25 protein-coding genes are annotated in these 21,224 nt (G+C 57.8%); 24 read left to right on the top strand and 1 reads right to left on the bottom strand.

Translation table 11 applies throughout. The annotated features are described in order from the left end of the window. The 14 genes from AKL29_RS03765 to AKL29_RS03700 form a co-directional block, all read left to right on the top strand. Nucleotides 1-355 (top strand): SufD family Fe-S cluster assembly protein (locus tag AKL29_RS03765; protein WP_193395184.1); only part of this gene is annotated, 355 nt, incomplete at its 5' end. A gap of 70 nt (nt 356-425) precedes the next feature. Then, nucleotides 426-1,178 carry a Fe-S cluster assembly ATPase SufC gene (gene sufC, locus AKL29_RS03760; protein ID WP_050383175.1) on the top strand — a complete coding sequence of 251 codons (753 nt, stop codon included), beginning with the start codon at nt 426-428 and terminating at the stop codon, nt 1,176-1,178. 19 nt (nt 1,179-1,197) lie between these two features. Continuing rightward, on the top strand, nt 1,198-2,520 hold the full coding sequence (gene sufD / locus AKL29_RS03755; RefSeq protein ID WP_050383153.1) for a Fe-S cluster assembly protein SufD: 1,323 nt from the start codon (nt 1,198-1,200) through the stop codon (nt 2,518-2,520). Next, complete coding sequence (locus AKL29_RS03750; RefSeq protein WP_082190465.1) at nt 2,517-3,764, top strand: cysteine desulfurase; 1,248 nt, start codon at nt 2,517-2,519, stop codon at nt 3,762-3,764. Before sufD ends, AKL29_RS03750 begins: the two co-directional genes overlap by 4 nt. A gap of 472 nt (nt 3,765-4,236) precedes the next feature. Further along, nucleotides 4,237-5,739 (top strand): nitrogenase molybdenum-iron protein alpha chain, encoded by a 1,503-nt coding sequence (gene nifD / locus AKL29_RS03745; RefSeq protein ID WP_050383151.1) that lies wholly within the window; start codon nt 4,237-4,239, stop codon nt 5,737-5,739. Nucleotides 5,740-5,827: 88 nt separating this feature from the next. After that, on the top strand, nt 5,828-7,384 hold the full coding sequence (gene nifK, locus AKL29_RS03740; RefSeq protein WP_050383150.1) for a nitrogenase molybdenum-iron protein subunit beta: 1,557 nt from the start codon (nt 5,828-5,830) through the stop codon (nt 7,382-7,384). Nucleotides 7,385-7,482: 98 nt separating this feature from the next. Continuing rightward, nucleotides 7,483-9,129 carry a nitrogenase iron-molybdenum cofactor biosynthesis protein NifE gene (gene nifE / locus AKL29_RS03735; RefSeq protein ID WP_050383173.1) on the top strand — a complete coding sequence of 549 codons (1,647 nt, stop codon included), beginning with the start codon at nt 7,483-7,485 and terminating at the stop codon, nt 9,127-9,129. Between the two features lie 9 nt (nt 9,130-9,138). Beyond that, complete coding sequence (gene nifN / locus AKL29_RS03730) at nt 9,139-10,539, top strand: nitrogenase iron-molybdenum cofactor biosynthesis protein NifN (RefSeq protein WP_050383146.1); 1,401 nt, start codon at nt 9,139-9,141, stop codon at nt 10,537-10,539. Further along, nucleotides 10,536-10,931: a nitrogen fixation protein NifX gene (gene nifX / locus AKL29_RS03725; protein ID WP_028336723.1), complete on the top strand. Its 396-nt coding sequence runs from the start codon at nt 10,536-10,538 to the stop codon at nt 10,929-10,931. Before nifN ends, nifX begins: the two co-directional genes overlap by 4 nt. Before the next feature lie 6 nt (nt 10,932-10,937). Further along, nucleotides 10,938-11,408: a NifX-associated nitrogen fixation protein gene (locus tag AKL29_RS03720; RefSeq protein ID WP_050383141.1), complete on the top strand. Its 471-nt coding sequence runs from the start codon at nt 10,938-10,940 to the stop codon at nt 11,406-11,408. Between the two features lie 8 nt (nt 11,409-11,416). Then, complete coding sequence (locus tag AKL29_RS03715) at nt 11,417-11,617, top strand: CCE_0567 family metalloprotein (RefSeq protein WP_050383172.1); 201 nt, start codon at nt 11,417-11,419, stop codon at nt 11,615-11,617. Nucleotides 11,618-11,630: 13 nt separating this feature from the next. Next, nucleotides 11,631-11,930: a ferredoxin III, nif-specific gene (gene fdxB, locus AKL29_RS03710; protein ID WP_050383138.1), complete on the top strand. Its 300-nt coding sequence runs from the start codon at nt 11,631-11,633 to the stop codon at nt 11,928-11,930. Between the two features lie 333 nt (nt 11,931-12,263). Further along, a complete protein-coding gene (locus tag AKL29_RS03705) occupies nt 12,264-13,127 on the top strand; it encodes a host specificity protein (protein ID WP_244481738.1) in 864 nt (287 codons plus the stop codon). Between the two features lie 318 nt (nt 13,128-13,445). Next, the gene (locus tag AKL29_RS03700; RefSeq protein ID WP_028336718.1) at nt 13,446-13,841 is read left to right on the top strand and encodes a Rieske (2Fe-2S) protein; all 396 of its coding nucleotides are present in this window, start codon (nt 13,446-13,448) and stop codon (nt 13,839-13,841) included. A 10-nt stretch (nt 13,842-13,851) separates the two neighbouring features. On the opposite strand, the gene AKL29_RS03695 is transcribed toward AKL29_RS03700, so the two are convergent. Next, on the bottom strand, nt 13,852-14,442 hold the full coding sequence (locus tag AKL29_RS03695; RefSeq protein WP_050383137.1) for a hypothetical protein: 591 nt from the start codon (nt 14,440-14,442) through the stop codon (nt 13,852-13,854). Between the two features lie 272 nt (nt 14,443-14,714). On the opposite strand from AKL29_RS03695, the gene AKL29_RS03690 reads away from it, so the two are divergent. From AKL29_RS03690 to AKL29_RS03650, 10 genes are all read left to right on the top strand, one after another. After that, entirely contained in the window at nt 14,715-15,035 is a 321-nt protein-coding gene (locus tag AKL29_RS03690) for a HesB/IscA family protein (RefSeq protein WP_028336716.1), read from the top strand. 291 nt (nt 15,036-15,326) lie between these two features. Continuing rightward, nucleotides 15,327-16,541 (top strand): cysteine desulfurase NifS, encoded by a 1,215-nt coding sequence (gene nifS, locus AKL29_RS03685; protein ID WP_050383135.1) that lies wholly within the window; start codon nt 15,327-15,329, stop codon nt 16,539-16,541. Then, nucleotides 16,538-16,762, top strand: a complete 225-nt coding sequence (gene nifT / locus AKL29_RS03680; RefSeq protein WP_050383134.1) for a putative nitrogen fixation protein NifT — start codon at nt 16,538-16,540, stop codon at nt 16,760-16,762. Before nifS ends, nifT begins: the two co-directional genes overlap by 4 nt. Next, nucleotides 16,759-17,622: an SIR2 family NAD-dependent protein deacylase gene (locus AKL29_RS03675; protein WP_050383133.1), complete on the top strand. Its 864-nt coding sequence runs from the start codon at nt 16,759-16,761 to the stop codon at nt 17,620-17,622. Before nifT ends, AKL29_RS03675 begins: the two co-directional genes overlap by 4 nt. A 339-nt stretch (nt 17,623-17,961) precedes the next feature. Further along, complete coding sequence (nifB, locus tag AKL29_RS03670) at nt 17,962-19,518, top strand: nitrogenase cofactor biosynthesis protein NifB (RefSeq protein WP_050383132.1); 1,557 nt, start codon at nt 17,962-17,964, stop codon at nt 19,516-19,518. A gap of 9 nt (nt 19,519-19,527) precedes the next feature. Then, nucleotides 19,528-19,752: a 4Fe-4S binding protein gene (locus AKL29_RS40295; protein ID WP_082190464.1), complete on the top strand. Its 225-nt coding sequence runs from the start codon at nt 19,528-19,530 to the stop codon at nt 19,750-19,752. 158 nt (nt 19,753-19,910) lie between these two features. Continuing rightward, nucleotides 19,911-20,279 carry a hypothetical protein gene (locus AKL29_RS03665; RefSeq protein ID WP_050383131.1) on the top strand — a complete coding sequence of 123 codons (369 nt, stop codon included), beginning with the start codon at nt 19,911-19,913 and terminating at the stop codon, nt 20,277-20,279. After that, nucleotides 20,272-20,592 (top strand): nitrogen fixation protein NifZ, encoded by a 321-nt coding sequence (locus tag AKL29_RS03660; RefSeq protein WP_050383130.1) that lies wholly within the window; start codon nt 20,272-20,274, stop codon nt 20,590-20,592. Before AKL29_RS03665 ends, AKL29_RS03660 begins: the two co-directional genes overlap by 8 nt. Continuing rightward, nucleotides 20,589-20,828, top strand: coding sequence for a nitrogen fixation protein NifZ (locus AKL29_RS03655; RefSeq protein WP_028336711.1), 240 nt, complete (start codon nt 20,589-20,591; stop codon nt 20,826-20,828). The genes AKL29_RS03660 and AKL29_RS03655 overlap by 4 nt, the downstream gene beginning before the upstream one ends. A 15-nt stretch (nt 20,829-20,843) precedes the next feature. Continuing rightward, a complete protein-coding gene (locus AKL29_RS03650) occupies nt 20,844-21,203 on the top strand; it encodes a DUF3024 domain-containing protein (protein WP_050383129.1) in 360 nt (119 codons plus the stop codon). The last annotated feature ends 21 nt before the right edge of the window (nt 21,204-21,224 follow it).

Genomic DNA, 21,224 nt, shown 5'->3' with positions numbered 1-21,224 from the left:
CGCCGGCAAGTCGCAGAACACCTATCGCGGCCTGGTCAGCGCCCATCGCAAGGCAACCGGCGCGCGCAACTATACCGCCTGCGACTCGCTTCTGATCGGCGACAAATGCGGCGCGCACACCGTGCCCTATGTCGAGGCCAAGAATTCCTCGGCGACGTTCGAGCATGAGGCGACCGCGTCGAAGATCTCCGAGGACGTGCTGTTCTATTGTGCGCAGAGAGGTTTGAGCGAGCAACGGGCCATTGGCCTCGTCGTCAATGGTTTCGCGAAAGACGTTCTGCAAAAATTGCCGATGGAATTCGCGGTGGAAGCGCAGAAGTTGATCTCAATCTCGCTCGAGGGATCCATCGGATAACCAAACGTTCCGCGAGCCCTCCCGATTGCGGCTTGCGTTCCGGATGACGCATTTCAGGGGTCAGATCACAATGGCGCTACTCGAGGTTCGAGATTTGCATGCCGGTATCGAGGACTGCGAAATTCTTCGCGGCCTCGATCTTACGGTCAATGCGGGTGAGGTGCATGCGATCATGGGGCCGAACGGCTCCGGAAAGTCCACACTCAGCCACATTATCTCCGGCAAGCCTGGCTATCGAGTGAGCACTGGTCGAATCCTGTTCAAGGATGAAGACCTACTCGCGATGGAAGCAGACGAGCGCGCCGCCAAGGGCGTATTTCTTGCATTCCAATATCCGGTGGAAATTCCCGGGGTGACCACCATGAACTTCCTCCGCGCGGCGCTTAACGCCCAGCGTGGGGCGCGCGCACAAAAGGAGTTTTCGACCCCCGATTTTCTGAAACGAGTTCGCGAGGTCGCTAAGTCGCTCAACATCCCGGAAGGCGTGCTCAAGCGCGGCCTCAATGTCGGATTTTCCGGCGGCGAGAAGAAGCGCAACGAGATTTTGCAGATGGCGCTGCTCGAGCCGAGCCTGTGCATCCTGGATGAGATAGATTCCGGCCTCGATATCGACGCGCTGCGGATTGTCGCGGACGGCATCAACGCTCTGCGTTCGCCGGAACGAGCGATGATCGTGATCACCCACTATCGGCGGCTGCTCGACTACATCGAGCCGGACGTTGTCCACGTAATGTCGAAAGGGCAGGTAAGGAAGAGCGGCGGCAAGGAACTCGCGCTGGAGCTTGAGGCTTGTGGCTACGCCCAATTCGAAGGCGCGGCGTGACCGCTCAAGGAACTTCCCGATGAAGCAAATTGTGGCCAAAGCCGCCGCCGGGCGCGCGATGGGCAATCTCTTCGCCGCGGCGCATGGACGGCTGCCTGGCTCCGGGCCCGTCGCGCATATTCGTGCGAGGGCATTTGAGGCCTACGAGCGTGCCGGCCTCCCGCATCGGCGCATCGAGGCTTGGAAATATACCGATCTGCGCGCCCTGATTGGCGAGGTCCTTCCACTCGCTCCGCGACCCGATGCGGCTGCGCTGGTGCGCGCAGCGAGGTCGGTTAAGCAAGCGGCAGCCGATCAGGCGGTCAAGCTCGTCTTGGTGGATGGTATATTCGCCCCCGAGCTTTCCGATGTCGGCAGGCTAGAAAACGGGGTCGATGTGCGGTCGCTCCGAGAGGTCCTGGAAAATTCTGCCGATAGCGCGATAGCCGCTCTGGTGCTGTCGACGACGACTGACGCGGTGATCTCGCTCAATGCGGCAATGGCGACCGATGGCTTGGTAATTTCGATCGCTGAGGGCAGAGCGGTAAAACGTCCGATACAGATCGTTCACGTCGCAACCGGATCGTTGGTGTCCACCTTCACGCGTTCCTATCTGCAGCTCGGCCAAGGCGCGCATGCGGCGGTGCTGGAAAGCTTTGTCTCGGCCGAAGGCACGAGCGCCTATCAGACCAACGATGCGACCATCGTCCTGGTTGGTGACGAGGCGAGCCTTTCGCATATCCGACTGGCAGCCGATGCTGCTGACGCGGTGAACATCTCGTCAGGGATCATCGCGGTCGGCGCCGGGGCGAGGCTTGATCTCTTCAGCATGACCTGCAGCGGCTCCATCAGTCGCTATCAGGGATTCGTCACGTTGGCCGGCGAGGGATCCGAGCTTTCGGCGAACGGGGTCAATCTCATCAGGCACAAGCAGCACGTCGACACGACAATCGTCGTCGACCACGCCGTGCCTCATTGCACCAGCCGGGAGAAGTTCCGTGCGGTTGTCGACGATTGCGGTCGTTCGGTGTTCCAAGGCCGGATTGTCGTTCGTCCCGGCGCGCAGAAAACGGACGCCACGCTGACGACGCGAGCGCTGCTTCTGTCCGACGAGGCCGAGGCCGACAACAAGCCCGAACTTGAAATCTTTGCCGAGGACGTGACTTGCCGTCATGGATCGACATTAGGCGCGCTGGACGGCGCTCTCGTATTCTATATGCGCGCTCGCGGTCTATCCGAGAAGGACGCGCAGGCGTTGCTGATTAAAGCATTCCTGGGTGAACCGATTGAGGAAATCGCTACCGAAAATCTGCGCGATCTTGTGAGCGCGCAAGCTGAACACTGGCTGCTGGCGCGTCGATGAGCATGCATCCCGCGATGAGCAATGGCAGGTACGACGTTGACCGGCTGCGTGCGGACTTTCCAGCGCTGAGCATGACGGTCTACGACAAGCCGCTAGTCTATCTCGACAATGCTGCCTCGGCGCAGAAGCCGAAGGCGGTACTTGACCGCATGATGCGGGTGTACTCAAGCGAATATGCCAACGTACATCGCGGTTTGCACTACCTCGCTAACGCGGCGACCGAGGCGTATGAAGGCGCCCGCACCAAGTTGGCTCGATTTGTGAACGCCCATCTATGCGAAGAGATCATCTTCACCCGCAGCGCCACAGAGGCAATCAATCTGGTCGCCCAGACCTTCGGCCGCGAACGCGTCATCCCAGGGGATGAGATCGTTCTCTCGGTGATGGAACACCATTCCAACATCGTGCCGTGGCATTTTCTCAGGGAACGGCACGGTGCGGTGATCAAATGGGCGCCAGTGGATGATGACGGCAACTTCCTGCTGGACGAATTTGAGCAGCTTCTGACCCGGCGCACCAAGATGGTTGCGATCACACACATGTCGAATGTGCTCGGGACTGTCTTGCCGGTAAAGGAGGTGGTGAGCATCGCGCACGATCGTGGTATCCCGGTGTTGATTGATGGTTCGCAAGGATGCGTCCATTTGAACGCCGACGTCTGCGACATCGATTGCGATTTCTATGTGATGACGGGCCACAAACTCTATGGTCCGACGGGCATCGGCGTGCTTTACGGCAAATCTGAGCATCTGGCGTTGATGCCACCCTTCAATGGCGGCGGCGAGATGATCCGTGAGGTCTCACGTGCCGGCGTCATCTATGGTGATCCGCCGCACCGGTTCGAGGCGGGTACCCCGCCGATCGTCGAGGCGGTCGGTCTGGGGGCGGCTGTGGATTACATCAATTCGATAGGCAAGGAGCAGATCCGCGAGCACGAGAGCGGGTTGCTTGCCTACGCTCAGCAGCGGCTGGGGGACATCAATTCCCTGCGCATGGTCGGGACACCGGCCGAGAAGGGGCCGATCATCTCCTTTGATATGAAGGGTGCCCATGCGCACGATATTGCCACCGTCATCGACCGGGAGGGTGTAGCGGTGCGGGCGGGGGCCCATTGCGCGATGCCGCTGCTCAAGCGCTTCGGTGTTCTGGCGACGTGCCGTGCGTCCTTCGGCCTCTACAACACATGCGAAGAGATTGATGCGCTTGTCCGTGCTCTTATCAAGGCGCGGCAGCTGTTCTCGTGAGCCGGCGCGTGGGCCACGTCTAAGTGGCTAGGCAGCTTGTATCGACCTCCGCAGGCGATGACGTCATGCACAAGATCATTATCGTCATCGCTGATGATAAGCATCGGTCGTCTCGGCAAACATAGGTGGTATTGGCAAGCCGGAACCGCCCAGCCGGCTTTACCTATTACTGGCCGCTTCCGACCGAGCGCGATTGCAAGGTGCTGCAAACAACGGCTATTCCGCGGCTGCGAGAATTGCGACGTAACTTGAAGCCTATCCAGGCCTTGTTCCATTTCGAACAGGGCCAAGACGAAGAATTCTCCGTGCAAAGCGCGATGTCGCCTTCGCAACAACAACCAGCCCCATCGGACGAAACGCGCTAACTGTTTTTATTTATTCTGCTTTTTGTGCTCGCGCCGCGCTGGCATGCTCGTTGCAGTCTTGTTCAAGAAGCTGCTCCCGCAATAGCCAATTCTTGAAGGACATCAGCATGAGTCTCGCCACGACCCAGAGCATCGCAGAAATCAGGGCTCGCAACAAAGAGCTGATCGAGGAGGTGCTGAAAGTCTATCCGGAGAAGACCGCGAAACGGCGTGCCAAGCACCTCAACGTTCACCAAGCCGGCAAGTCGGACTGCGGGGTCAAGTCCAACATCAAATCAATACCTGGTGTGATGACAATCAGAGGCTGCGCCTATGCAGGATCCAAAGGGGTGGTCTGGGGACCGATCAAGGACATGGTCCATATCAGCCATGGCCCGGTCGGCTGCGGTCAGTATTCGTGGGGCTCGCGTCGCAACTATTATGTTGGCACGACGGGCGTCGATAGTTTCGTGACCCTGCAGTTCACCTCCGACTTCCAGGAAAAGGACATCGTATTTGGCGGCGACAAGAAGCTGATCAAAGTCCTTGACGAAATCCAGGAGCTGTTCCCGCTCAACAACGGCATCACCATCCAATCGGAATGCCCGATCGGACTGATCGGGGACGACATCGAGGCCGTGTCAAGATCGAAATCCAAGGAATACGACGGCAAGACCATCGTGCCTGTTCGCTGTGAGGGCTTTCGCGGCGTGTCGCAATCGCTTGGCCACCACATTGCCAATGACGCGGTGCGCGATTGGATCTTCGACAAGCTAGAGCCCGACGGCGAACCAAAGTTCCAGCCGACGCCCTACGACGTTGCGATCATCGGAGACTACAATATTGGCGGCGATGCCTGGTCATCGCGAATTCTGCTGGAAGAAATGGGCTTGCGGGTGATCGCGCAGTGGTCCGGCGACGGTTCCCTCGCCGAACTCGAAGCAACGCCGAAGGCAAAGCTCAATATTCTGCATTGCTACCGTTCCATGAACTACATCTCCCGCCACATGGAGGAGAAGTTCGGCATCCCCTGGTGCGAGTATAACTTCTTCGGACCGTCGAAGATCGCAGAATCGCTGCGCAAGATTGCGGGCTATTTCGACGACAAGATCAAGGAAGGCGCCGAGCGAGTAATTGAAAAATACCAGCCACTGGTGGACGCCGTAATCGCAAAATATCGCCCCCGCCTGGAGGGCAAGACTGTGATGCTGTACGTCGGCGGGCTTCGTCCACGTCATGTGATTGGCGCGTACGAGGATCTCGGCATGGAAGTCGTGGGCACGGGATACGAGTTCGGCCACAACGACGATTATCAGCGCACCGCCCAGCACTACGTTAAGGACAGCACGCTCATCTACGACGACGTCAATGGCTATGAATTCGAGCGCTTCGTCGAAAAGGTCCAGCCAGATCTGGTTGGCTCGGGCATCAAGGAGAAATACGTTTTTCAAAAGATGGGTGTGCCGTTCCGGCAGATGCATTCCTGGGACTATTCCGGCCCATATCACGGCTATGACGGCTTTGCGATCTTCGCGCGGGACATGGACATGGCTGTCAACTCGCCGATCTGGAAGAAGACGAAGGCCCCCTGGAAGGAAGCTGCGAAGCCGAAGCTCTTGGCTGCAGAATAACAAGCACTTGGTTCCACAATAGAGCGACCAATCCCGCTCTCTGCGGAGAGCTGGGGCGACATCATTTCGATAGTGAAGGATCTTAACAATGGCGCAGAGTGCAGACCATGTGCTCGATCATCTCGAACTGTTCCGCGGTCCAGAATACCAACAAATGCTGGCCGACAAGAAGATGTTCGAGAATCCCCGCGATCCTGCCGAGGTCGAACGTATCAAGCAATGGACGAAAACGCCCGAATATCGCGAGAAGAATTTCGCGCGGGAGGCGCTTGCGGTAAATCCGGCCAAGGCTTGCCAGCCGCTTGGCGCCGTATTCGTCTCGGTTGGTTTTGAGGGCACGCTGCCCTTCGTCCATGGCTCGCAGGGCTGCGTGGCCTATTACCGCAGCCATCTGTCGCGGCACTTCAAGGAGCCGAGCTCCTGCGTGTCTTCGTCGATGACGGAAGACGCCGCTGTATTCGGGGGGCTGAACAATATGATCGATGGCCTCGCCAACAGCTACAACATGTACAAACCCAAGATGATTGCGGTCTCGACGACCTGCATGGCCGAGGTGATCGGCGATGACCTGAACGCCTTCATCAAGACATCAAAGGAAAAAGGCTCGGTTCCGGCGGAGTTCGACGTGCCTTTCGCGCACACTCCAGCGTTCGTCGGCAGCCACGTCACCGGCTATGACAACGCACTCAAGGGCATTCTCGAGCATTTTTGGAACGGCAAGGCCGGAACGGCGCCGAAGCTGGAGCGCAAACCAAACGAGGCAATCAACATCATCGGCGGTTTCGATGGCAATACCGTTGGAAACCTTCGTGAGATCAAGCGAATCTTAGCGTTGATGGGCATCAAACACACGATTCTCGCCGATAACTCTGAAGTCTTCGATACCCCGACTGATGGCGAGTTCCTGATGTATGACGGCGGTACCACGCTGGAGGACACGGCCAACGCGATTCACGCCAAGGCGACAATCTCCATGCAGCAATGGTGTACGGAAAAAACGCTGCCGTTCGTGTCCGAGCATGGACAGGACGTTGTGTCTTTCAATTACCCGGTAGGTGTATCCGCGACGGATGATCTTCTCGTGGCCTTATCACGCATCAGCGGCAAGGAGATTCCGGAGCAACTCGCGCGAGAGCGTGGCCGCTTGGTTGATGCTATCGCGGATTCCAGCGCGCATATCCATGGCAAGAAGTTCGCGATCTACGGCGATCCAGATCTCTGCTATGGGTTGGCTGCCTTTCTGCTCGAACTCGGCGCCGAGCCAACTCATGTGCTGTCCACCAACGGCAACAAGGCGTGGCAGGAAAAAATGCAGGCGCTGTTTGCAGGCTCGCCATTTGGACAGGCTTGCCAAGCCTATCCGGGACGAGACCTCTGGCACATGCGCTCGCTCTTGTTCACAGAGCCGGTCGACTTTCTGATTGGCAACACCCATGGCAAGTACCTGGAGCGTGACACTGGAACGCCATTGATCCGCATCGGCTTTCCAATTTTTGATCGGCATCACCATCACCGCTTCCCTGTATGGGGCTATCAGGGCGGCCTGAATGTGCTGGTGAAGATCCTCGACAAGATCTTCGACGAAATCGACAAGAAGACCAGCGTTCTTGGCAAAACTGACTACAGTTTCGACATCATTCGTTAATGACGGGCAATGTGCGTGCCGTCGACGAAACACGCGGCGATGGCACGCGCGCAGGATGGTTGACGTTGAAATTTGCTTCCGCTGAGAGGAAAATGCTGATGAGTTCGCTAGCGGCCACGGTCCAGGGTATTTTCAGCGAACCGGGCTGCGCCAAGAATGGAAGTAAGTCGGAGGCTGAGCGCAAGAAGGGCTGCGCCAAGCAACTGCAGCCGGGCAGCGCTGCGGGTGGCTGTGCCTTCGATGGCGCCAAGATTGCGCTTCAGCCTTTTACCGACGTCGTTCACCTCGTGCATGGTCCGATCGCGTGCGAGGGCAATTCGTGGGACAATCGCGGCGCGGCGTCTTCCGGCTCTAGTCTGTGGCGCACCGCATTCACAACCGATATGAGCGAAACCGATATCGTATTCGGGGGCGAGAATCGGCTCTGCAAAGCGATCAAGGAGATTATCGATAAATACGACCCGCCGGCGATCTTCGTCTATCAGACCTGCATCCCGGCCATGATCGGGGACGATATCGACGCGGTCTGTAAGGCGGCCTCGCAAAGGTTCGGCAAGCCGGTGATCCCGATCAATTCTCCGGGGTTCGTTGGTTCCAAGAACCTTGGTAACAAGCTCGCCGGCGAGGCCTTGCTCGATTATGTGATCGGAACGCAAGAGCCGGACTACACCACACCGTACGATGTCAACCTGATCGGCGAATACAATCTCTCGGGCGAACTCTGGCAGGTAAAGCCGTTGTTCGATGAGCTTGGCATCCGGATTCTCTCTTGCATTTCGGGTGATGGCAAATATCGCGAGGTCGCTTCATCCCATCGTGCGCGGGCGGCGATGTTGGTGTGCTCGAAGGCCATGGTCAACGTCGCACGCAAGATGAAGGAACGCTACGGGATCCCGTTCTTCGAAGGGTCGTTCTACGGTATTCAGGACTCAAGCGATTCGTTGCGTCAGATCGCCCGCTTGTTGGTTGAGCGCGGCGCGCCGAAAGATCTGCTCGGGCGCGCCGAAGCTGTGATCGCACGCGAGGAAGCGAGCGCGTGGGCTGCGATCGAGCCGTACAAGCCACGATTCACAGGCAAGAAGGCTTTGTTGATTACCGGCGGCGTCAAGTCATGGTCAGTCGTTGCGGCATTACAGGAAGCCGGCCTCGAACTGGTCGGAACCAGTGTGAAGAAATCGACAAGGGAGGACAAGGAACGCATCAAGCTGCTCATGGGGCAGGATGCTCACATGATCGAGGATATGACGCCCCGCGAAATGTACAAGCTGTTGAAGGACGCCAAGGCAGACATCATGCTCTCGGGCGGCAAATCGCAGTTCGTTGCACTGAAGGCGGCGATGCCCTGGCTCGATATCAACCAGGAGCGTTGCCACGCCTATATGGGCTATGTCGGAATGGTCAAGCTAGTGGAGGAGATCGATAAGTCGCTCTCCAACCCGATGTGGGAGCAGTTACGCCGACCGGCGCCCTGGGAGGCATTGGCCAAGGCGATGGTGCAGTTGAAATCACCGGTCGCCACGATCGCCTGCGATCCGGCGGTCTCGGAGGCGGCGCGGCGCGGGAGGAATGTCTGTTTTTGCAATACCGTCGATCTCGGCACAATCGAGGATGCGATCTACGCGCATGGCCTGACGAGCGTCGAGGCAGTCAGAGACCACACAAATGCAGTCGGTGGTTGTTGCAAGCGACGCATCGAGGACGTCCTGGCGTCCACGCCGCTCGCTGGGCTGCAGGCCGCCGAATAGGGAGATGTCATGGCCATCGCCACGGTGCCGACAAAAGCATGCGCCGTTAACCCGTTGAAGATGAGCCAGCCGATCGGCGGCGCATTTGCCTTCATGGGCATATGTGGAGCGATGCCGCTTCTGCACGGCTCACAAGGTTGCACGTCCTTCGGGCTCACGCTCTTTGTGCGGCATTTCAAGGAGGCTGTACCTCTGCAGACCACCGCAATGAGCGAGGTTGCGACCGTGCTCGGCGGCTATGAAAATCTCGAGCAAGCGATACTCAATATCTACAACCGTACTAAGCCAAAGATCATCGGAATCTGCTCAACCGGCGTCACCGAGACCAATGGAGACGATGTGGATGCCTACCTCAAGTTGATCAGGGACAAGCATCCGCAACTTGCGAAATTGCCGCTGGTCTATGTCTCGACGCCTGATTTCAAGGGAGCATTCCAGGACGGCTGGGAGAAGGCTGTGGCGCGCACCGTGGAGTTGCTGGTGGAAGGGCCAAATGTCAATGGCCTGCGCGATCCATCGAGGGTGAATGTTCTTCCAGGATGTCACCTCACGCCGGGTGATCTCGATGAACTCCGCGCCATCCTTGAGGATTTTGGGTTGCGGCCGTCCTTCTTGCCTGATCTGGCGGGGTCGCTCGATGGGCATATCCCCGACGAGTTTACGGCAACGACCATTGGCGGCATCGGCGTCGACGAGATTGCGAGCATGGGCCGCGCCGGGTGGACCATTGCAGTCGGCGCGCAGATGCGGCGAGCAGCAGAGCTCATGCGGGCCAAGACTGGCGTGCCATTTCGCCTGTTCGAACGCCTGTGCGGTCTCGGTCCGAACGACGACTTCATGACGTTTCTGAGCGAGATCAGCGGCCGCCCCGTGCCACCGAAATATCGGCGCCTGCGGGGTCAACTTGCCGATGCAATGCTGGACGCGCACTTCCATATTGGCGGCCGTAGAGTTGCAATCGCGGCCGAGCCAGATCTCCTATTCGACCTCTCCAGTATGCTGCACGACATGGGCGCGCACGTGACTGCGGCCGTGACGACCACGCAGTCGGCGGTGATCGAACGCATCAAGACGGAGGAGGTGCTGATTGGCGATCTCGAGGATCTGGAAGAGGTTGCCAGAACCAAGCATTGCGACCTGCTGATCACGCATTCGCATGGCAGGCAAGCGGCGGCTCGGCTGAAAATTCCGTTCTATCGAGCCGGCTTTCCGATGTTCGATCGGCTTGGCGCGGGGCACCAACTAACCATCGGTTATCGTGGCACGCGGGATCTGATCTTCGATATCGCCAATCTTGTGATCGCGGACCGCGAGGAAAACCATCAGCCGACGCCCGATAAATGGCGCGCGTCGGCCGCACTGCCACTAATGTCGGGTCATCGCAGGGCAGCTGAGAGGGCGATCGCATGAAGGTCGCATTCGCAACACAAGACCTAAGACGCGTCGATGCCCATTTTGGTTGGGCAAAGAATATCGCCATCTACGATGTCGCGCCAAACGGACACGTGTTTCTCAAAGCGGTTGAGTTCGAGGGAGATCTCGCGGAAGACGGCAACGATGACAAGTTGGCTCCGAAGATCGAAGCGATCAAGGATTGCGCAATCCTGTACGTTGCGGCCATCGGCGGTGCAGGCGCTGCGCGGGTGGTAGCCAACAACATCCATCCCATCAAGGTAAGCAAGCCAGAAAATATCCTTGTGCTGCTCGAAAAGCTCGAGCACGTCCTGAAGGGCACGCCGCCGCCTTGGCTCCGCAAGGCCTTGGCGAAGGACCAACGGCGCACATTCGAGTTCGACGGATGAGGTGAAATGACCGAGGCAGCAGAAAAAGAGCGGCAGGGCGGCACCCTCGATGGGCCCTTCCTCAAGGAGCTAGTCAAGATATGGCGCGCTCAAGATACCAACGGAGCCTGGGAAGCCAAGAGCGATTTCGACCTGCTCGAGCCTTATATCTTGGACAAGGAGAAACGGCGTGTACTACCGATTGTCGGCGATCCTGATCCCGATACCCTGTGGCGGCTGGAGCTGTTCTTCAATGCGGTCGCACTCTCAATTGAGAAGGCCACGGGCGTGATGATCCAGCCGATGCTGAAGATGCATAATGAAGGCTTTGGCCGCATGGTGCTGATCGCAGGTCGGTTGATCGCAGTGAACAAGCAGCTGCGCGATGTGCATCGCTTCGGCTTCGATAATCTCGCAAAACTCGCAGAGGAGGGCGACAAATATGTCAGGGGCGGAATCGACTTTATTCGGAAGGTTCCGGACGTTGCGAACTATTGAGGGCGCTCATGAGCGATCGTGAAACACTGAAGGCTGAACTAAAGAAGTTGTCAGCCAAAGCGCTGCAAGCCAAAATGGATCTGCACGACCTTTCAGAAGAACTTCCCATCAACTGGACTTCGATCATGGTGGTAGCGCAGGAGGCGCACGATGCCTATGCCGAACTTGAACGCAAGAGCCATGATTTGAAATCGCTAGAAGAAACTTGAAGGGTTTCGAAGCATGTCATTTGCAACGCGCGATGGCCGTGACTGGACGCCGAATTATCTGATCTCGATCGATGCCAAGAAGTGCATTGGCTGTGGCCGTTGCTTCAAGGTGTGCGGTCGAGACGTCATGACGTTGAAAGGAATCAACGAGGAGGGCGAACTTGTCGATCTCGACGACGACGAGGACGATGAGATCGAAAAGAAGGTCATGATTCTGAGTGATCAGGGCGCTTGCATCGGATGCGGTGCCTGCGGCAGGGTTTGCCCGACGAATTGCCAGACACACGTTTTAGCCACAGCAGAAGCTGCCTGAGTGACGGCAAGGTCCCCCTCGCGGCTGGCGCGATATATGCAAGGGAATAGTCGCATTAAGCGTTCCAACCTGCTGTTGTGTAGACCTGTGCCGTTAAGCCAGTCCTTGATGGATGACCGTCAAGGGGATCATGCAATGTCTGCCTATAGATTGCGGCTTGATGACTGGCGGTTGTTTGCCAGTCGCGCGGATGACTGCTCGTTGTGTGGGACTTCGGACAGATGCTCTGCGCCTATGGGTCAGCTTGTAGTCAGCTAAGTTACTTATTCTCGTCCGCGAGCTCGCGCGGCACGAGCTCAACGGGTGCAATTGTGCCGATAGGAAAGCGATCTGATGTATGGCAGAATCGTCGGCTCATCCAGCCAGTCTACGCGCGCTAGCCAAGCTGATGAATCGGGAGAGGCTGGTGATAGCCCCCGCTTTGCGGAAACAGTTGCGGGCATCGAGTCAGGTGGATCGTCGTCGGCGCCGTATTCTAACGATTCCGTTCCGCCCATTATAGAGATCGAAGACCGATCTACCTTCATGGAAGGAGTGAGGAGATATTTGGGTGGCGACATCAGGGACATCGTTAGTAACCCACAAGAATACTCGCGTTTCGTGTCCAAGAAAGCTGAGCGCGCAGCAATGGTCGCCGGAGGCTATTCCAGTAAATACGATGATCCGAACATAGAGGCGAAATGTTACAGCTATCAACTGGGTGACGAAAGTGTTGGCCTTCTAAGAGTAGGAAGCGGCCCGGTTGAGATCAATGAAGAACGTCTTCGCCAGCAGTTTGGGCGCGACGATATCACATCTGTGGTGGACCTTCGGGTGACTCATCCGCTGGTCGAGAACGCGGGCGATATTCTGCTGGAACATCAACTGCGAATCGACGGCGCTAATCCGTTGGTACTGTCACGTCCTGCCTTGGACGGCATGGAACGCCGCCTAGGGGAAATGGGCTTTGTTCACGTGGGTGATAATGACTGGGTGCTTGATCCTAATCGGCATCCCGAAGTGTGGACAAAGAACGAGAACAACCAGTGGCAGCGAGTAGACAGGCCTACGAAGTATCTTTCCAAAGTAGTAGAGGACGAAGTACAAGGAGCGGACAATGATTCCGATGCTGCAACCAGCATCGAATCAAATGCTTCTTCCGACGATGATCCATCATTCTACCTGGAGCGCTACCTTCAAGGACTGCGCATGGGGTAAAGCAGGCGCGATCTCGACACCCGCGCGGAAGATGACCGGCTTTTCCTGACTGCACGCGCCGGCGCAATAGTCTCCGCCTAGGGGGCGCACGGCTGCAGCGTGCGCCCCGTTGCCACCTAGACTAGAGATCAAAACGGCTGAAGACGCTGGCCGCCAACTCTTGATGGACGATCGCAGCGTGCGACGGGTTGAGTTTACAATGTCGCTCCAGCTGGCGAGAAAAGGCCGGCACATCTCTTGACAAGAACTCCGGTGTCCGCGCCTGCAGGTCCGCGTTGCCAGATTTTTGGTGCAGTTGGTTAGTTGGAAGAGCCATGAATGCAGTCAGATGTCATCTACGCGATTTGCAGCTTTAAAGATATTCCAAGCCGCCGGGCCATGGGATTCCATCTTATGGTCATCGATGACGAGGGCAATCAACGGCCGTGGTCCATCGTTGTGATCCGATGGGGCAAGAAAGTGTTTGGCTATATCAACAAATGCCCGCACGACAGCGTCAATCTAGATTGGGAACGAAACGAATTCCTCGATCCATGCGGTGTCCGGCTGATGTGCGGCAAACACGGATCGACCTTCGAACTCGGCACCGGGCGGTGCGTCGACGGTCCATGTAAGGGGAGAGCGCTGACGCCGATCGCGTTGACAGTGCTGGACGGCGATATCTGCGCCGTCGGCGTCCGTCTTGTCGAAGGCGATGCGCCCTCCAACGAATGAACCGTTGCGCTCAGACCGGTCGATTTTCATTGCGATTCTTGACGGGTTCCATCCTCTTCAGTCCATCTTCGTACGAGATCTCGTCATAGGACAGATCGAGAGTCTTTGCCGCATCGAGCAGGTAATCAAGCTTGCCACCTGAATCGAGCTTCTTGATGTCGTCCTTGTTGATCCCGACCAGGTCCATCATCTCCTTCCAAACTGTGGACTCATCGCACGGGAGGACGTGGAACGTAGCATTGCCAAGCTTGACTCGGTATTTCGCCAGCAGATCTATATTGTTGCAGAACATGAAGTAGCTGCCGTCGCGGCTTAGCGCGCCGTCCAGCACGCCTGCAACGTCGGCAAGATACGCGAAGGAATGCAGATAGCCGGCCAGCACCGGAATGGTTTGCTCTCCGTCCTGCGCGATGGTCAAAACCTGCTCGATCGAATAGTCCGGCGGCCGTTTCTCGTCCGCGACTTGGGCCTGGAATTTCAGTGCGACGTCGCCGCGAAAGCCGAACCGGCCGGGCTTAATGGTCCCGCCTTTGAATACGGCATTGAGCAGGCGGCCCTCCTTCTCAAGTCTACCGAGTGCGGTGTTCTCGATTGCAGTCATTAAAATCGTCCTCGATCTAAGCGTTTAACCGACGCGCCGGCCGGTGCGAGACGCAATGCAAATTGCTTGCCGCCCGTGCGCAGCAGTCTTCGGCGTTGCTTGCAAGGAAGGGACGTAAATGGCTCCGACCGCATCAAGCCGGCTTGTCGGAAATTCGACACGAGTTCCAAAGCCAACAGGCACGACCCGAAAAGGTGAACATCATCAAACGTCTGCATGCTGGCACATGACTTGCCATTGGCAGGCAGCCCTGAGCAGATGAAGGATAAGTCATGATCAACCTGACGGATAGCGCGGTGAATGCGGTCAAGAGCGCGATATCATCATCGACGCAGCCGGCAAGTGGCCTGCGCATTATGGTCGAAGCAGGTGGCTGCAACGGGTTCAAATACAGGATGGGTCTGGCCGAGGAACCGAAGCCCGACGACAAGGTGATCGAGTGCGGTGGCCTGAAGGTGTTTGTCGACAGCAAGAGCCATGAGCATCTGGTCGGTACAACCATCGATTTCGCGATGGCGCTGGAGAGCCCGGGCTTCACCTTTCATAACCCGAACGCCGCCTCGAGTTGCTCCTGCGGAAAATCGTTCAGCTAGTCTGGAAGAGACGTCAAGCATGCTGCCTGAATCAGAGCAAACTGAGGCAATTGCGGACAGCCGCGAACGGCCGAGAACTGCGTATTCGCGCCGTAATCGAGGTTATCCGATCCATTTTGCAACGCGGCGGCCACAGTCGGCTGATTCGGCTCGATGGCAGCGGATCGCGGTTAGCCTGGTGCCTGCGCATTCTGCAAGCTTCCGGGCGGGTCGCTGGAAAGCATTCAGGCGTGGCTTGCCGATAGGCTAGGCGAATTCGTCTGTCATCCCGGTTGCTGCCGCAGCCAAGGCATGAGATTAAGCGAGGGGCAAGTGGCGATTTATCTCGATAACAATGCGACGACGCGGACCGATCCATCCGTCGTGCAAGCCATGTTGCCCTTCTTCACCGAGCAATTCGGCAATGCGTCATCCAGCCATGCCTTTGGCGGCGAGGTCGCGATTGCGATGAAGCAGGCGCGCCGTAGCTTGCAGGATCTGTTGGGGAATGCCCACGATCAGGAGATCGTTTTTACCTCCGGTGGGACCGAGGCGAATAACGCCGCCATCCTCTCGGCGCTTGCGACCCAGGAGGACCGCGACGAGATCGTCACCACCTCGGTTGAGCACTCCGCCATCCTTTCGCTGGTCGAGCAATTGTCGACGAAAGGCGTCAAGACGCATATCGTGCCCGTAGATTCCCACGGCCGGCTCGACGTCGAGGCGTTTCGCTGCGCGCTCGGTCCACGCACAGCGATCGTCTCGATCATGTGGGCTAATAACGAGACCGGTACGATTTTTCCGGTGGAGTTTCTAGCCGGGTTGACCCGTGAGGCAGGCGCGCTGTTTCACACAGATGCGGTCCAGGCCATAGGTAAGATACGTGTTGACCTAAAGGATAGTGCGGTCGACATGCTGTCGCTTTCAGCGCATAAGCTGCATGGCCCGAAAGGGATCGGCGCGCTCTATCTGCGCAAAGGGACAAAATTCCGCCCGCTGATCAGGGGCGGATCGCAGGAACGTCGGCGCCGCGGCGGAACTGAGAATATCCCCGGCATCGTCGGTCTTGGAAAAGCTGCGGAGTTGGCGGTCGAGCGGCTCGAGCCGGAGCGTGTTCGCATTGGTGCATTGCGCGACCGCCTGGAGCAGGGGATTTTGCACAATGGCGAGTGCGCGGTGCTCGGCGGTGCCAGCAACCGGCTACCGAACACGGCCAATATTGCCTTCGATGATCTCGATGGCGAAGCTATCGTCCATCATCTCAATCATGCGGGCATTGCCGTGTCGCTGGGATCAGCTTGCAACTCCGGCTCAATGGAGCCATCGCATGTTCTGCGCGCTATGCAGGTGCCATCGCGGAGCATGCGCGGCGCGGTGCGTTTTTCCCTGTCGCGTGAAACCTCTGTTGCGGAGGTCGATGAGGTCGTATGCGTACTGTCCGACATCGTGGCTCGCCTGCGCGCCAACTTGCGGGAGTCTGCCAGTCTGGCCAATCATGCTACGCATTCGGGGGAGTTGAGTTCGTGAAGATCATGATCCGCCGCTCCCCCGACGCGGGCCTGTCGATCTACGTGCCGAAAAAGGATCTCGAAGAGCCGATCGTGGAATCGGAGCACGAAACGCTATGGGGCGGCTGGATCAAAATAGCTAATGGCTGGGTGCTCGATTTGCCGCAGATGGCAAGCGATACGCGCTTGCCGGTGACAATCAACGCCAAAAAACGGGGCGAAAACGGTGACGGTCCGTGAAGGCGACCCAGCAAATCGATTTTGTCCACGCGACCGATGCTAAGGCCATTCTCGCGGACGTCGCTGCCGGGCTGAGGGCTGCGAGCGTTGTTCCCTATCTCGGTCCTGGCCTCGCCGAACTGTCGAGACCCGACGTGCCGACGACACCCGAGGCGTTATCTGATTTCTTCGGCAGCAAGGTTGCGCTGCCGCGGCGGGCCAAGGGTAACGTATGGGCCGCGGCGCAGCACATCGAGATCAGCAAACATCGCTCCACCGTGGCGGCATTGATGGCGCACGCCTTCGCTCGGCCGGTCGCGCCGATCCCGTTGCACTATCATCTTGCGTCTCTGTCACTGCCCATCATAGTTGACACTTGGTATGATGGGTCGATGCGCGCGGCGCTGGACAAGCACGATGAATGGGGCGAAGTGCAGGGTACCACCCGCGCCGGCATTGGCGAGAATCGCTGGTATCGCTTTTATGACTCGGCTGGCCAGGAGGTCGACAGTATCGTAGCGGACGGCTGGGCGACGGTGTTGTACAAGCCGCACGGCAGCGTGCAGCCGGCAAAGAACTTCCTGATTTCAGACTCCGATTATGTCGAGGTGCTGACGGAAATCGACATCCAGACACCTATTCCGGACATCATCAAGCAAAGGCGGATCGGACAGAGCTTTCTCTTTCTCGGCTGTCGCTTTAACGATCAACTGTTGCGTAGCTACGCCCGGCAAATCATCAAACGTTCGGCCAACACGCACTATGCGATCATTGACGTGGATGCACTTTCACGCAATGAGCTCCGTTTTCTACGTGAGCAAGGCTTGACGCCGCTTGCGGTTGCACTGCCTCGCGCGGTCGAGATACTGCTCACCCGTTAGTGGCGTTGCGAAGCCGGATCGCCCAGCTCGCATTGGCCTGTTGTGAGAGGCCGCATCACATCAAAGCCAATAGGGATGGGAGCCGGGCGCGAGCCTGGCGGGTGAATGAATGCACGCGGCCGTAGAGCTCGGCGGCAGAAACACGACGTACTTGTCGCGTTTCTTGCATGCGCATGATCGCTTTTCCTGCATGCGTTGGCGTCAATGTTCCCGCTAACTCTTTGGCGCATGGCTGCAATGTCAGCGTCTCCGCGATGGCATGTGAGTTGCTACTGCTCTTCTTGAGGCGCTCGGGTTGGTCCTGAGAAGCCGATGATTGCCTTCAGGGAGAAGTGGAAAATGAACGCGGTCGTCGGGCGCGAATATGCCAAAGCTGCGGTAGATGCCGGCAAGATGGTGCAGCCGACCGCCGAGCATAAGGGCTGCCGCACCTCGTCCAACATCGGCCAAGCGAGCTGCGGCTCGCGGGGGGGGCAAGACGATCTGCCGACCGAGACCTGGAAAAAGGTGAAGAACCATCCCTGCTACAGCGAAGAGGCGCATCATCATTACGCCCGCATGCACGTCGCGGTGGCGCCAGCCTGCAACATCCAGTGCAATTACTGCAACCGCAAATACGACTGCGCCAACGAATCACGCCCGGGCGTGGTGAGCGAGAAGCTCACGCCTGAGCAGGCAGTAAAGAAAGTGCTTGTGGTAGCCGCCACTATTCCTCAGATGAGCGTGCTTGGCATCGCCGGTCCCGGCGATCCGCTGGCCAATCCAGAAAAGACGTTCAAGACGTTCGAACTCGTCGCCAAAGCGGCTCCGGACATTAAGCTGTGTCTGTCAACCAATGGCCTGAGTCTGCCAGATTACGTTGAGGTCATCGCCAAGTCCAAGATTGACCATGTCACGATCACCATCAACATGATCGATCCCGAAATCGGCGCCAAGATCTATCCCTGGATTTTCTTCAACCACAGGCGCTACACCGGAATCGACGCGGCAAGGATACTCACTGATCGCCAGCTGCTAGGCCTGGAGATGCTTAGCGAACGGGGAATCTTGTGCAAGGTCAACTCTGTGATGATCCCGCATATCAACGACCATCACCTGGTCGAAGTCAACCAGGCGGTGAAGTCACGCGGCGCCTTCCTCCACAATATCATGCCGCTGATCTCCGCACCCGAGTACGGCACAGTATTTGGCCTCAACGGTCAGCGCGGGCCGACAGCGCGGGAATTGAAGGCGCTGCAAGATTCTTGTGAAGGGGAGATAAATATGATGCGGCACTGCCGTCAGTGCCGGGCCGATGCTGTGGGTCTGCTCGGAGAGGATCGCAGCGCAGAGTTTACCACCGATCAGGTCATGAAGATGGACGTCGAATATGACCTCGAGATGCGCAAGGCTTATCAAGACCGCCTGGAGGATGAGCGTGCCGCCAAAGCCGCGGCCAGCAAAGCCGAGCTCGGGAAATTGGCTGGAGAAGCGAGTGAGATCTCGCTTCTGGTGGCAGTCGCAACCAAAGGCTCGGGGCTAATCAACGAGCACTTTGGACATGCGAAGGAATTCCAAATCTACGAACTTTCCACTTCGGGCACAAAATTCGTCGGCCACCGCCGGGTGGACGCCTACTGCCAGGGCGATTATGGCGAGGAGGATAGGCTTTCGACCATCATCCGAAGCATCCATGACTGCCATGCGGTGTTTGTGGCCAAAATCGGCGGTTGCCCGAAAAGCAATCTGATCAAGGCTGGAATCGAGCCGATCGATCAATACGCGCATGAGTTCATCGAGAAGTCGGCGGTCGCCTGGTTCCGGTGGTATCTCGACAAGGTGAAAAGCGGTGAGATTCAGCACGCGAAGCGCGGCGACGCGTCTATTCGGCAGAGAGCCCTGATCTCTGCGGCGTAGGGAGGTCATGTGCCATTCAAGATCGTCGCCTCGCAGTGTACGAGTTGCTCAGCCTGCGAACCCTTATGCCCGAACGTTGCAATCTCGGAGAAGGCGGGGAGCTTCGTGATTGAACCAGCAAAATGCACCGAATGCATAGGTTATTTCGACGAGCCGCAATGTGTCGCCGTCTGTCCGGTCGACAATACTTGTGTCGTTGACAGGTCCTTGCCGCGCTACCAGGCGTCGGCCTAAAGGTGAGCTCCATGAACGGATTGCCGCCGCTGCTCGATGATGTGGACGAAACCGTGTCCAGGAATGCGGCTCATGCGCTTGCTCCTGCGGTTGCGAAACGGGTCCCATCGCAGCCTCGTCCGGCCCGGATCTTCGTTTGATGCGAGGGAGTGACGCCGATGCTGGCCGGCCAGGAGGATGAAGTTAAGCGTGCCGTCGCGCGCCGCATCACGCCGCAGCCGTTCGACCGATTGATGAGCGATGAGGAGGTCGAGTTCCGCCACATTGTGGCACGCGATGTCCAAAATGAGTGGCCGCTAGCCATGGCGATCGACCCGGACGCCTCCGTGCGGTTCGAAAACACACAACGGTTGCTGCCGAAGGCGCAAACTGCTCCACAGCGCGATCCTGACCGGCACGTCCGCCATGAAATGGCGCGCTGCATTGCCGCTGGTGAATCGCCAAGCGTCTTCGAGGATGAGGACAAATCGATGCAGGACCTCGCTCGCGCGGGTATGGCAGCGTTTGAGGGAGAGCTGCATGAATAAAATCGTCCGCGACAGCGACGTGATCGAGCTCAGCGGGCCGCCTGTCTTCGGCTTTAGCGAGAAGGTGCGAGCCAATCGCACCATCCGCAATGATGGCACCTATCGCGGCAAGGAGATTGGCGAGATTTTGGTCAAGAAGGGCGACGTGGGTTACGTCGTTTCGATCGGCACGTTCCTGCAGCAATTCTACATCTACGGCGTCGAGTTTCTGGAAAGCGGCTATCGCGTTGGCATGAAGCGCAAGGAGCTTGAGCCGGTGGACGCCGGCGAGGAGATCGATGATTTGCCATTGCCGGAAGAGGTTGTGTCATGACTGAGGTCCGCTTTCCGAAGTATCGGCGGGGCCAGCGCGTTAAAGCCGTAGTCGATCTCATCAACGATGGTTCGTTTCCCAATACGGAACCGGAGGGGCTCGTTCTCGGCGCCGGAGCAACCGGCGAAATCGTCGGGGTCGCTATCCATACCGAAGCGGACGTGCCGATCTATACTGTTGATTTTGGTGAGCAGCTGCTCATTGGCTGTCTCGAAGAAGAAATCACGGTGCTCTGAAGGGGAGCTTTCGCGATGACTGCCGCGCTGATGAGGAAGGTAAAGACCGGGCTGGTCCCTCACCCAAACGAGGTCGATCGCAAGCGGATCGAGCGCGGCTTGAGCTCGCGCAAGCGCTATCTCTACGTCTCGCCGAATGTGACGCCGGTGAGGGGTGGCTATCTGATCGAGAGTCCCTGTTGCTCGCGCAATATCGACAAGGATGGCGGTCTCGTTGATGTCGCGCTAATTCTATATGATGCGGTGAGTGGGATTTGGAAGCTGTTTTGCAAGGATCACGCGCGAGGGATCTGGGAGTTTTACAGCCTTTACCACCGCCTGACTTCAGCAATCGATGAATTGGACGCAGATCCGGAGCGTCTGTTCTGGCAATGACGACCGCCTTTGACGAGTGAT

Origin of the sequence: Bradyrhizobium pachyrhizi (assembly GCF_001189245.1) — a bacterium.
Classification (GTDB): domain Bacteria; phylum Pseudomonadota; class Alphaproteobacteria; order Rhizobiales; family Xanthobacteraceae; genus Bradyrhizobium; species Bradyrhizobium pachyrhizi.
This window is presented reverse-complemented; position numbering and strand designations above follow the sequence as displayed.